Source organism: Jeotgalibacillus aurantiacus (assembly GCF_020595125.1).
Classification (GTDB): Bacteria; Bacillota; Bacilli; order Bacillales; family Jeotgalibacillaceae; genus Jeotgalibacillus; species Jeotgalibacillus aurantiacus.
Map to the genome: position 1 here is coordinate 784,313 of NZ_JACNMS010000002.1, position 13,094 is coordinate 797,406.

The 13,094-nt window shown below is 39.8% G+C and carries 11 protein-coding genes and 1 other annotated feature; of the genes, 2 read left to right on the top strand and 9 right to left on the bottom strand.

Features of this window, described 5'->3' with window-relative positions; genetic code table 11:
* Positions 1–131: 131 nt before the first annotated feature.
* A complete protein-coding gene (locus H7968_RS08680) occupies positions 132–326 on the top strand; it encodes a hypothetical protein (RefSeq protein WP_227395758.1) in 195 nt (64 codons plus the stop codon).
* A 128-nt stretch (positions 327–454) separates the two neighbouring features.
* Here the strand turns inward: H7968_RS08680 and pepF are convergent, their stop codons facing one another.
* The 6 genes from pepF to H7968_RS08710 form a co-directional block, all read right to left on the bottom strand.
* Positions 455–2,269 (bottom strand): oligoendopeptidase F, encoded by a 1,815-nt coding sequence (pepF, locus tag H7968_RS08685; RefSeq protein WP_227395759.1) that lies wholly within the window; start codon positions 2,267–2,269, stop codon positions 455–457.
* Between the two features lie 66 nt (positions 2,270–2,335).
* On the bottom strand, positions 2,336–3,544 hold the full coding sequence (locus H7968_RS08690) for a competence protein CoiA (RefSeq protein WP_227395760.1): 1,209 nt from the start codon (positions 3,542–3,544) through the stop codon (positions 2,336–2,338).
* 65 nt (positions 3,545–3,609) lie between these two features.
* Positions 3,610–4,266 (bottom strand): adaptor protein MecA, encoded by a 657-nt coding sequence (mecA, locus tag H7968_RS08695; RefSeq protein WP_227395761.1) that lies wholly within the window; start codon positions 4,264–4,266, stop codon positions 3,610–3,612.
* A gap of 366 nt (positions 4,267–4,632) precedes the next feature.
* Positions 4,633–5,028 carry a transcriptional regulator SpxA gene (spxA, locus tag H7968_RS08700; RefSeq protein WP_134375218.1) on the bottom strand — a complete coding sequence of 132 codons (396 nt, stop codon included), beginning with the start codon at positions 5,026–5,028 and terminating at the stop codon, positions 4,633–4,635.
* A gap of 274 nt (positions 5,029–5,302) precedes the next feature.
* Complete coding sequence (locus H7968_RS08705) at positions 5,303–5,875, bottom strand: GNAT family N-acetyltransferase (RefSeq protein ID WP_227395762.1); 573 nt, start codon at positions 5,873–5,875, stop codon at positions 5,303–5,305.
* Between the two features lie 210 nt (positions 5,876–6,085).
* On the bottom strand, positions 6,086–7,282 hold the full coding sequence (locus tag H7968_RS08710; protein WP_264476686.1) for a putative glycoside hydrolase: 1,197 nt from the start codon (positions 7,280–7,282) through the stop codon (positions 6,086–6,088).
* A gap of 240 nt (positions 7,283–7,522) precedes the next feature.
* Positions 7,523–7,741, top strand: a binding site (T-box leader).
* Between the two features lie 57 nt (positions 7,742–7,798).
* Between H7968_RS08710 and trpS the strand changes: the two genes are divergently transcribed.
* Positions 7,799–8,788, top strand: a complete 990-nt coding sequence (gene trpS, locus H7968_RS08715; RefSeq protein WP_227395764.1) for a tryptophan--tRNA ligase — start codon at positions 7,799–7,801, stop codon at positions 8,786–8,788.
* A 621-nt stretch (positions 8,789–9,409) separates the two neighbouring features.
* On the opposite strand, the gene opp4C is transcribed toward trpS, so the two are convergent.
* From opp4C to opp4A, 3 genes are read right to left on the bottom strand one after another with little or no spacing between them, the layout of a single operon-like run.
* Positions 9,410–10,315, bottom strand: coding sequence for an oligopeptide ABC transporter permease (gene opp4C, locus H7968_RS08720; RefSeq protein ID WP_227395765.1), 906 nt, complete (start codon positions 10,313–10,315; stop codon positions 9,410–9,412).
* A gap of 16 nt (positions 10,316–10,331) precedes the next feature.
* Positions 10,332–11,297 (bottom strand): oligopeptide ABC transporter permease, encoded by a 966-nt coding sequence (gene opp4B, locus H7968_RS08725; RefSeq protein WP_227395766.1) that lies wholly within the window; start codon positions 11,295–11,297, stop codon positions 10,332–10,334.
* Positions 11,298–11,333: 36 nt separating this feature from the next.
* Positions 11,334–13,070 carry an oligopeptide ABC transporter substrate-binding protein gene (gene opp4A / locus H7968_RS08730; RefSeq protein ID WP_227395767.1) on the bottom strand — a complete coding sequence of 579 codons (1,737 nt, stop codon included), beginning with the start codon at positions 13,068–13,070 and terminating at the stop codon, positions 11,334–11,336.
* Positions 13,071–13,094 lie beyond the last annotated feature (24 nt).

Below are 13,094 nucleotides of genomic sequence, written 5' to 3' on the forward strand. Positions count from 1 at the left end.
AAACAAAGGGGTATATGTTTGCATGTGATCAATTTCACACGTCTAGCTTATCATGTATTTACAAGTGTGACAAGTCATTTAGCTGAATAAATTTGTTTTCCTTTTCATACATTGAATTGGGAGGAACTGCGATGAAATGGATTCGTCTGATTTTGTGTATTTTTGTGATTCCTGTTGCTTTTATTTTTCACCTTCTTGCACTGCTCGAGATCTACAGTGTTTTTATTTCATCAGTTTTTTTATTTTTATCTATTCTTTTTTTCATCTGGACATTCCACTATGGCAGAATATTTAAACGTTCAGGAGTTTTTTCGAGAAGACAATAAGTTGATTAATAAGTTGATTTTGGGTACAAAAAAGAAGCCGGATCGAACCGGCTTCTTTTGAAATCTGTTGAGAGTCTAAAACATCAAACGATCCTTATAACATTCAAATTCCCGGAGATAATAGAAATTTAAGACAGGAGCTCTTCCATTTCCTTCAGTTTTTCTTCAAACACTTTACATGCAGCTTCAATCGGTTCCGCCGTAGTCATATCTACACCGGCTTTCTTTAATACTTCGATTGGATAATCAGAGCTGCCGGCCTTTAGAAATTCGTTAATGTACTGCTCTACTGCAGGCTGCCCTTCCTGCAGAATTTTTTTGCTTAATGCTGTTGCAGCACTGTAGCCTGTCGCATATTGATAAACGTAATAGTTATAGTAGAAGTGTGGAATTCTCGCCCATTCCAGCCCGATTTCCTCGTCTACAATCACATCTTCACCGAAATACTTTTTATTCAGCTGGTAGTATTCCTCAGTAAGCGATTCAGCTGTAAGTGCTTCACCATTTTGAGCCTTTTGGTGAATAATATGCTCGAATTCAGCGAACATCGTCTGGCGGAAAACTGTCCCTCTAAATCCTTCAAGGAAATGGTTTAAAATATATAAGCGCTTCTTCTCATCCGTGATCGTATTCAACAGATAGTCATTTAAAAGTGCTTCATTACAAGTTGAGGCAACCTCTGCAACGAAAATTGAATAACCGCTGTCATGATATGGCTGATTATTTCTTGAATAATAGCTGTGCACACTGTGTCCAAATTCATGAGCCAATGTGAAGAGATTATTCACATTATCCTGCCAGTTCATAAGAATATAAGGGTTTGTTCCAAAAGCACCGGATGAATATGCACCGCTGCGTTTGCCTTTGTTTTCTTCGACATCGACCCAACGGTTTTCAAGTCCTTCATTAACAATGGCCTGATATTCCTCTCCGAGCGGTTTGAGGCCTTCAACCATCATTTGTTTTGCCTCTTCATAAGGGACCTTCATGTCTACATCCTTCACAAGTGGCGTATACAGATCGTACATATGAAGTTCGTTCAAACCAAGCACCTTTTTACGCAGCTTCACGTAGCGATGCAGCAGTGGAAGGTTTTTATTTACAGTATTAACAAGGTTCTCATACACGTCCTCAGGAATACTGTTCACAGATAAAGCAGCATGACGCGCAGAATCATAATTTCTTACCCGCGCAGAGAAATTGTCTTTTTTCACCTGACCGCCAAGTGTTGAAGCAAAAGTATTGCGATACTTCCCATACGTTTCATAAACAGCTTTAAACGCATCTCTTCTGACACGCGGGTCACTGCTTTCGAGGAAATTCACAAAGCGCCCATGTGTCACCTCGACTTCTTCACCTTTTTCGTTTTTAATCGTTGGAAATGTCAAATCTGCATTGTTCAGTGTACCAAACGTGTTTGAAGAAGCATTCAGAACCTCTGACGCTTCTGCAAGCAGACCTTCCATTTCGGCTGATAACACGTGCGGACGCTGTGCATTGATCACTTCAATCGAATGCTTGTAAGACTGCAATTCTTCCTTCTCTTCAATAAACTGATTAATTTTTTCTTCCTCAATCGAAAGAATTTCCGGTACTAAAAAGGCGAATGAGCTGCTTACCTGTGAAACCAGGTTTTTAGCACGGTCATCCATACCCTGATAAAACGAGTTGGTTGTTTCCTGATCAAACCGCATATGAGAATATGTATAAAGTCTTTCAAGTCTCTGCATGATCTGACTCTGGAAATCCAGCGCCTGATAAAAAGAATCCGCACCTTTTGATAGCGTGCCTTTTAAATCATGAGCTTTTTTTGAATCTTCAAGAACTGCCTTGTATTCCTCGTCCCATTTTTCATCTGTGGAAAAAATAGCTTCTAAATCCCAAGTTAATTCTACGGGTACCTCACGTCGTTCCTTCAATGTTTGTACTGCCTGTTCTGCCATTTATTTCGTCCCCCTATCATTTTCTAGAACTTTCTTTATTTTCTCTTTTTTTAATGCTTCTTGCAACTATCTGGCATTATATAATTCTATGATTTTATGCATATAATTATTCATAAAATGTTCGACGACTTTATTTCTATTCTCAACACAATCAATTTTGAAAACAATATGGTCAGGGTTTAAAGAATATTGGTCCCCTATTTTTATTACGATATGGCAAGCTTCCATCATTTCGAGCCATTCATTTACGGATTCAGCTACAAAACGACAGCTGGTATCAGCTTGATTCCTTCTTAGGGCAATAACCCCTTGTTTTATGAGCTTCTCCATATAGATAATTAGTTTCTTCTCAGTCATAATCCCTCCCTTTTTCATGTATAAATATAGATAAGTCTGCCACTCACAGGCATATGTGGTGAAATTGAGGTTTGAACGCATAGGAAGACCATTCCATGGGGGATTAAGCAAGATTGTTTCTTTGCCTTCATACAGCATTCTGAGAAATTGATCTTTTATGCCGACATTATATTTATAGCGGTTAATAATCCACTTTTCACGGTGGATTAGATATGAGGAGAAAAGTTCAGCATCCAGGCTGCTGAACTTCACTGGGATGTGAGGGAACGGAACACATTCTTGAGGCAATCGCTCTAGCCTCACAATAAATGAATATTTTGAAAGTGGGGCAATGAGATAAATGATCATAAACGTTGTCATTTCAGAGGAATATAAAAGAAGAAAATACTGCTTGAGGGCTTCTGAATATCGTAGAAACTGCTGATGGAACTCGGTCAGTTTAACAATCCTGCTTTCGGAAAGTTGCAGGGTCTCATACGAAAGAATCCAAAACGGGATAATGTTTAATGAGCGGTAATCCTTTGTACGCTCAGACTTGATGTAAGGAGCGATTGCTGAACATTGATATTCAATCGCATATTCCAGATTACCCGATTTCACACCAATATCCGCTCTCCTGCCGATTTCCTCATATACCTTTTCCAGCTCAGGGTTCAATCCAAGACTATGTAACCAGCTATACAAAGATTTTTTTCCATTTAAGTGGTTGTCTGTTTCTCCTTCTGAAGCAGATGAACAGTTTTTTTTGGCATGATGAGCAAAATGAGGAATTTTAATTCTTCCTATTTTCAGGATAACAGGGGCTTTACATGAAGAGCAGATGAAAGAGGAATTAGCGTGGATTTTAGTCAGTTGATCTCTCGAGTTAAATTGGAACAGGGAAACAAGTTCGTTTTTCTCATTTAGTGCAGTCAGCATTTTTTCACCTCAAAAAAATCTGCACAGCCTTACTGAATTCAATAAAGCCGTGCAGACAAAATTATTTATGCAAAATACTGTTGTACATTTTTAAAGACATTGTCACTCATGACAACCTTACCATATTCTTCAAGTCGGTGAATCGTGAGCTGTGTTTCCTGGCCATATTCCAGAAGGATGCTTGAAATGTTTTCAAGATCGCCTTCATCAAAATATTCCTCAGGAAATTCGACAAACAGGTAATAAATCTCTTCATATACAAAAAGCTTTGAATGTAAGTCTTCATGGTCAAAACGTTTGGATAGTGAAATAACATCTTCAAAATCCTTGAATCTCAGGGTAATGTTCATTTCCTGATCAGGTGAAGAATCATCATCCATATCAAAATGATCACCTAGATAGTCCTCAATTTGATTGGTAATCGATCCACTCTGATTTTTATCATCCGGCATTGGCAGCTCAAATTTCTCTCCATCTTTTGTTACCTGCGCTTTTGTAACAAGGATCTCTAGACCTTTTTCAAGTGCCTGAACCTGAATCCAAAGCGGACCTTCAACAGCAAAGTCCTCTTCCTGATGAACTTCATCCATCATTTCCCAGAAGAGCTCTTCACTTTTGTCCCGGTTGTACCAGATTTCTTCACGGTCGAACCCTCTATCTTCAATATCGCCATACGAAATGTAAAACTTTACGGTATGATCGTTAATGCGTTCTATTTCCATCTTTCAACTCTCCCTTCCTATGTGTTGGATGAAGGGAATCTCCCCCCTAAGTCATAGGTGATAATACCTTCCATTACTTGTGAGAATAGGGTGATCTTTCTATACTGTTATTGTATGATAATTACGCCTCAAAGGGAAATTATAAACGTCTAATCTTTTTAATGATTGTCACTTGAGTGTAGACTATTTAGCGGTTAATTTCAAGCATTCTGAATTCACCGTGTACGCTCCATCCTTATACAGCAGCCGGCAACGAAAACAGTAAGACCAGGGGACAAGCTTTTTAAAATCATAAAAATAATAAAGTAATAAACAATGAAAAAGACTTGTCCGGCAAAAAAACGGGACAAGTCTCAGTATCAATCATTAATTAACCATTTTTTGAGCTTCAAGAAGCTGGAAAGTTCTAACTTTCCGTGGCAGGAATCGACGGATTTCATCTTCATTATATCCAACCTGAAGACGCTTTTCGTCCATAATAATCGGTCTGCGAAGCAGCCCTGGATTTGCCTGAATTAATTCAAACAGATCCTGCAGCGGTAGAGATTCTAAATCCACATTAAGCTTTTGAAAAATTTTAGAACGCGTTGAGATGATTTCGTCTGTTCCATCCTCTGTCATTCTCAATACTTCTTTGATTTCATCAATGCTTAATGGTTCAGAAAAAATATTACGCTCTGTATATGGAATCTCATGCTCTTCTAACCAGGCTTTTGCTTTCCTGCACGATGTACAGCTAGGTGAAGTGAACAAAGTTACCATGAACCATTCACACTCCCTCAATGAAAGAAATTTAAAATCATTTTAATTCTCTGATACCTAAATTAAAATTGTTTTAACTAAGATATCTTAATTTTATTATACACAAGTGTACAATAGTTGAACAGGGGGTTAACGAAATTGTCATAAAAGTGATATAAAGCTGTTTGTTCTTATATGATCTTGCATACATCTAATATTCCCGAAATACTTTTTTTTAAACACAAATTTTCAATCAGGATGATCTATTCTCAATTACACGTAATGATTGAAAATATTATATTCCTTCCAGAACGTCTTTTCCATCCTCACGGTCATTCTTCAGCACTTTTTCAACCGGTTCATATTGTTCACCATATAACTCTTCATCTTTGTAAGTATGGATCGACTCATATGTTTTTTTCATGGATTCATAAATAATATCCTCTGATTCCCCGTTAGGTGCCCAGTAAAGAATCTCCATTGCATTAACTTCATTTGTAGCAAGTGAACGTCTGTTATATCCAATAGAAACAGCGTGTTCAAAGCCGGCTCTTTTATAAAAGCGTAACCTTTTTTCCGTATCTGTATCTTCGTAATCAACAGGCTCTACTTCAAGGATGATCGGCTTGCCTTTATCCTTAAGCTTTTGAATTAATTGTGCACCAAGTCCTTCGCCTCGTGCTTCACTTGATACAAACAAATAATCAATAAAAATAAATTCATCTGTCTCCACGTACATCATCACATGCTTTGGACCTTCATCTTTGTGATAAATATCGCCCTTATCTTTCAAAAGTATTTCCATATGTTTTTGTGATTTCATTTCTTCAACCGGAAAATAGTCTTTTAATTTTTCATACCAGTGCATGGGCATTCTCCCTTTCCATGGATATTATCTGTTGGGTTTAAACGGTTTGAGGGTAAAGTCGTGGGGTCATCTTTAACATCTTATAAATACCCTTTACGAAAAGTTTTAAACCAGATTATGAAAAATATTTAAAAGCTTATCTTTTTATTTGTATCTAAAAAAAACGGGACATAACGCCGCTGATCAGCGTTATGTCCCGTTTACTTATTATCAAGGTAAATAATTCACACCTTCAGTATAACTGTTGCCGGCATTCCATAATAAGAATTCATTGATCCCATTGTCATAAAGCGCCTGAATCTGCGCTCTTACCTCAGCTGCACCGTAAACCAGATAATTACCAGATCCAAGATAAGAGGCCGTAAAGTCCTGCAGCCACGGCCTTGATACTGGTGGATCTTTAAGTTCAGCCAGCTTGGCGTTTTCAACTTTTGAATATTCAGCAATAAGATTGTATGGTTCTAAATCAGGTTTTTCAATCCCAAAATATGAAGTCCAATGACTTGGATAGATCATGGAAGAAATAACGTCCACGCTTTCTGAAATGCGTGTAAAGTTTTGACCGATACCAGGTGCCTCAGGTAAAGTTGCAGAATAACCAAAAATATCAACAGACACATCTACATCATAAGGTTCAAGCTGTTTTGAAGCATACGCTACAAAGTCTGAAACAGCATCAACTCGCTTTGATACGTTGTCTCCTTCATCGTCTCCATATTGACCGGTTCCGTAAACAAGCTCGTCATCACGGTTCTCAAATCCTTCTGGAAAACGGACGTAATCAAACTGGATTTCCTGAAAGCCCATTTTAGCTGCCTCAATGGCAATCTCAACATTATAATCCCAGACTTCTTTCTCAAATGGGTTTACAAACGATTCACCACGTCCGTTCGCCCAAATTTCCCCGTTATCCTGAAAAGACAGATCAGGTCTTTTTTGTGCAAGCACAGAGTCTTTAAATACGACTACTCTGGCAATTGGATAAACATTATTCTCTTCGAGGGTTTCAAGTACTCCCCTCATATCTTTTATGTATGGCTGTCCAATATCGTAATACGGTGAATCCTCTTCAGGAACGTAAGTAAGGTAACCATGATCCTCTTTTACATCAATCACCATAGCGTTCAAATCTGTCGTATTCATCAATTCCAGCAGGGAGTTGAAGCGCTCTCCTCCTGCAGAGTGACCTGTGACGTAAATTCCTCTGACTGCGTCTGGATACTCAAATGATAAACCCGAGTCATAGATAAACCTTGGCATTGATTCTGGTAATACTTTGGATGTCTGGAACATCTCCCTGATCTGGTGATCTGTTTGATGATCTGCTTTATCTTCTGCCTGAACGGCTGACTGGAATGAAGATACGGCCAATAACGCAATTCCGGCAGCAGCTGTTAGTTTTTTCAATGACACGACTTATCTCTCCTACTAATCTGATTTTATGTACTATTTAATTTTAACAATGATTAAAGCCAAATGAAACGGCAGTTTAGCTTATTTTGCAATAATTTCGTTTTTGACACAAAACAGGCAGTCCAGCCTATTTTTCTCATATCAGTTATCCTTCATTTGAATGATGAAAATTAAATTTAAATGAAATCGAGTTGATAATTGAATTCTTCTTCTATTATAATAATAAGAAATAAAGTAACGGCAGTGATGAAGAATAGTACCTGTGAAAATGCTTAAGAGAGTCTGCGGCTGGTGAAAGCAGATGCATGGAAACAGCGAATGGACTTTTGAGCTCCGCGGTGAACCCCTTGTCGGGAATTAGCCTTAGGCGCGCCTCAGCGTTATGAGGAAATGAAGTGGCAGCATGACGCTGCAATCAAGGGTGGCACCGCGGAACAACCATTCGTCCCTTCCTATTTTTATAGGTTGGGATGGATGGTTTTTTATATTGTCTAAAACAGGAGGATAACGATGAAAACAATTTTTTCAGGTATTCAACCCAGTGGTACGATCACCCTTGGAAATTATATTGGAGCAATGAGCCAATTTGTCGATTTACAGCATGATTATAACTGCTATTTTTGTGTAGTAGACCAGCATGCAATTACCGTCCCTCAAGAGCGTTTAGAGCTCAGAAAAAATACAAAAAGCCTGGCAGCGATGTACATTGCAAGCGGACTCGATCCTGAAAAAGTAACTCTCTTTATTCAGTCGGAGGTTCCTGCACACGCTCAGGCAGGATGGATGCTACAGTGTGTTTCCTATATCGGGGAACTCGAACGGATGACTCAGTTCAAAGATAAATCGGATGGTAAAGAAGGCGTATCAGCTGGCCTTCTCACGTATCCGCCATTAATGGCTGCAGATATCCTGCTTTACAAAACGGATCTTGTGCCTGTTGGTGAGGATCAAAAACAGCACCTAGAACTGACGAGAGACCTTGCTGAGCGTTTCAATAAAAAGTTTAATGATATCTTCACGATTCCTGAAGTCCGTATCCCGAAAACAGGGGCCCGTATCATGTCATTACAGGACCCGCTTAAAAAGATGAGTAAATCAGATCCAAATAACAAATCATTCATTTCCATGCTGGATGAGCCTTCACAAATCACAAAAAAGATTAAAAGTGCTGTAACTGACTCAGAAGGTATCGTGAAATTTGATAAAGAAAACAAACCAGGCGTATCTAACCTGCTATCTATTTATTCGATTTTATCAGGTAAATCCATTAGTGAAATTGAAGAAATGTATGAAGGGAAAGGATACGGAGACTTCAAATCTGATTTAGCAGAAGTTGTCGTCAACTGCATTAAACCCATTCAGGATCGTTACAATGAGTTAATGAACTCTGAAGAACTTGACCGTATCCTTGATAAAGGTGCAGAAAAGGCGAATGCTGAAGCTACGAGAATGCTGAAGAAAATGGAAAACGCCATGGGACTCGGTCGCAAGAGAAAATAACCACAACAAAAGCCTGGAAATCACTCCAGGCTTTTTCTTTTAATCGTGGACAAATGAATCAGCAATAACCCCACCGGAATAAAATATGTCTCAGTATGAGAAAACATATAAGTAACATATTCCTCTTCCGTATACCCCGATGGAATCAAATTCAAAAATACCGCACTATGTACCGTACCAAAGCACAACAGCCAAAAACCAATCAAATATAAAATAACCCTTAGCATCCTCCCCACCTCAATACAATCTATGCAATAATACTTAAAATTCCCCGGGAAATTTTTATCTTTTAATATCAATTCAAATTGGATTTATATTTATAATATAGCAGAAAGATCTGAAAACTACTGCTGGCGAGTGAGCTGATGTTGACTTATCGAAAGAGAGGACGGGAAGTTTGCTAGTCCTGCCATGGAATATTAATTAAATCTAATATATTTTTGAAGCATTCAAAGGAGCTGGGACATCCGGAGACTCCTGCGGCAGAGAAGCGACAGGTGAGACAGATGTGCGCAGCACACCTGGCTCACCGCGCGGCCGCGGAAAGCGCAGGATGTCCCAGCTCCGGCTTCTATATACAAAAAAGCCGAGACAAAGTCTCAGCTTTTTCAAGAGAAAATATTATCGATTCGATTTAGGATTAAACGCATCCTTCAATCCTTCACCAATGAAGTTAATCGAAAGAATCGTTATTGTCAGGATGATCGCCGGAGGCATCCAGATCCAAGGCTTGTTGGCTAACACATCTGACTCCTGCGAAGCAGACAGCATGTTCCCCCAGCTTGGAATCGTTTGAGGTACACCGTATCCAAGGTAACTTAATCCCGACTCAGCGACAATCAGACCTGCAAATAGAATCGTTGCCTGTACAATGATTGTAGAAAGCACATTCGGTAAAAGATGCTTAATAATCACTTTTGATGGCTTACAGCCGATTGAAATCGCTGCAAGAATATATTCATTTTCTTTCTCAGCAAGGATTTTACTCCGTACAATACGGGCAACCCCACCCCAGCTGAGCAAACTGATGACGGCAATCAAAATGGTTAAACCGTCGATCTGTCCCTGGAAGATCGCACCGATAACGATTACGAACACAAGGAATGGGAAGTTTAGAACGAAGTCTGTAAATCTCATTAATGCTGAGTCAACAAATCCGCCATAAAAACCTGCAATTGCCCCAACGATTGTTCCAAAAAGGATTACAAGCGCTGTACACGACATTCCAACGAGAAGTGATACCCGTCCTCCGTACAAAATACGGGTGAAAATATCACGGCCTGATTTGTCTGTTCCCAGCCAGTGTTCGCCGCTCGGCTCAAGTGACATCTGGCTGATGTTTACCTTTGAGATGTCGGCCGTCGTAATATACGGGGCTAAAAACGAAATAATAATAACAGTCAACAGGAAGAAACTGCTGATCATAGCCAGTTTGTTCCGAAGAAACTTACGTCTGGCAATGGCCCAAGGAGACATATTAATGGTTTTTTCCTGTGACTTTCCTGTATCTGCTGTTACGTTCACCATTTACATTCCTCCTCCATCAATCCAGACGTATTCTTGGATCAACAACACCATACAAAATATCAGCAACAAGATTACCTACTAATGTCAGTGTTGATAGCATCATTGTAATAACCATTAATGTCGGGTAATCACGATTACCTACCGATTCCAGGAACAATTGTCCAATTCCAGGATAAGTGAAAATCGTTTCGGTAATGATCGCACCACTTATTAATGTCGCAATATCAAAGCCTAAGAAGGTGATAAGCGGAATAATTGAGTTTCTCATAATATGAACGTTATAAATCTTTGAAGTTGGCGTTCCTTTCGCACGTGCAGTTCGGACAAAGTCTTTCCGGCTATTCTCAATAATATCGTTTCGCAGGAATTGAGTGTAACTCGCTGTACCCAACAGCCCCAGAACGATTGCCGGCATTAACACGTGATGTACACGGCTTACATAATATTCAAAGGTCCCACGTTCAAGACCAACCTCGACAGATCCAGCATAAGGAATCCAGCCAAGATTAAATGAGAAGAAATAAATCGCAAATACCCCGGCAATAAATGATGGAATCGCAAGTCCAAGATAATTCAGACCTCCAATAATATTATCACCTATTGTATAAGGTCTGCGTCCCGCAAAAATCCCCATTGCAAAAGCCAGAACATACGTAATGACAAGTGATGTAACACCCAGGAATATAGTATTTGGCAATCTCTCCGCAATAAGCGTTGAGACAGGTACTTTATATCGTGTTGATTTTCCAAAGTCGCCTTGTAGGAATCCACTTACCCAGTTGAAATACTGTACTGGGAGAGGATCATTATACCCCAGCTTTTCACGCATTTCTTCAATGTATTGAGGATCTGTATTCAGTGGATCAATCTCCCCGCTAAGTGAATCTCCCGGCATTGCTTTCGCCAGGAGAAACACTACAAAGGAGATAAGGAGAAGCATTGGAATCATGCCGAGTAAACGGCGAATTGTATACTTTAACATAGATACTCTCCTTATCAAGCATTACTAGATTAAGTCTTATTGAGCGATCGACCACTCGTGTGGGCTGTTGTAGCCAGATACATCGAATGTAACGTTTTCTACACGCTCGTTAAGTGCTACGATTTCATCAAGCTCAGCGATAAAGATCATTGGTACTTCAGAAGCTACAAGTTGCTGCCACTGAACATAAAGATCTTTACGTGCCTGCTCATCAGTACCAACAATATCAACGTTTAGAGCGTCAGCAAGAAGCTTGTCAGACTCTTCGTTCTTGAAACGTGGGTAGTTCCAAAGCTGGTCAGATCCCCAAAGAGCTGTTGGATCCGGATCTGCTCCAGTTCCCCAACCGCCGAAGAATGTTTCCATTGCAGGATCATCTTTTTCGATCATTTCGTAGTAAAGGTTAACTTCAGTCATTTCAAGCTCAGCATTAATACCAACTTCCTGCCAGTACTGAACGATTGCCTGAGCACGTGTTTCAAATGTCGGGTTACCAGTTGCATAGTGAGAGAACTTCGCTACGAAAGGCTCTCCGTTTGGATCTTCAACAAATCCGTCACCATCTACATCAACATAACCAGCTTCTTCAAGAAGCTCTTTTGCTCTTTCTGGATCGTAATCATATGTTTCAAGATCAGCAGAGTCTGCTGCGATCCAGTGGTTAGATGGAACTGGTCCATCAATCGGCTTACCATAACCGAAGAAGAAAGCGTCTACCCAAGCCTGACGGTCAATCGCGTGTGCCATTGCCTTACGCAGGTTCAGATCAGCGTACTTATCTTTATCTTCTGTGATTTCTTTTGTTTCGTTGTTAAATGTACCAAGTTTGAATCCAATATAGTAGTAAGAAAGACCCGGGTAACGGACAACTTCTACATTATCAAGTTCTTCAACTTCAGGTGCATTAACAGGAGCAAGGTAAACCATATCGATATCTCCCTGTCCTAGTGCTCCTACAATTGTAGAGCTGTCAAGAACTCGGATATTGATTCCGTCCAGCTTAGGCTCGCCTCTCCAGTAGTCTTCGAACTTCACCATTTCTACAGCTTCACCAGGAATTACGTTTTCAACCTTGAATGGTCCAAGACCAACCGGCTTCGTACGAACCTGCTCAGATGCAGACATTTCTGCAACTGGAATGCCTTCGAACTGTGCACGTGACATTGGATAAGACCAAACGTTAACAAGGTTGTTAACACGAGCCTGGTCAAAAGTGATTTCGATTGTGTAATCATCGATTACATTAAGTCCAGCAATTGTATCAGCTTCTCCGTTACGGAAAGCTTCTGCTCCTTCAATTGTCTGTACATTTGCGTAACGAGATCCGTCATAATCTGGGTTTGCAATTGTTTCAAGTGCGAATACCCAGTCATTAACTGTTAATTCAACACCATCGTGCCACATTACACCTTCCTGGAAAGTGAATGTAAATACTTTGTTATCTTCAGTTTCCCAGCTAGCAATACCAGGCTCAGGCTGAAGGTTTTCATCGTAAGTAAATAATGCTTCATCAAATAATGAAAGTACTTCTGCATCTGTTGCGATTCCGTAAAATGCCGGGTTGAAAAGACCTTCAGGTGCAGTTTCAAATCCGTATGTTAGTGTACCGCCGGCTTGTGCTTCACCAGAAGTACCTTCTGTATCAGTGTCTGTATCTTCTGTATCGTTACCGTTTTCTGCAGGCTCTGCTGCATTGTCTGAGCTACATGCTGCAAGGAATGCTGATAGAATTAACAGCATTGCAAGCATTAGCAATAAGGACTTCTTTTTCATTCTGTTCCCCCCAAAAATGTTTGT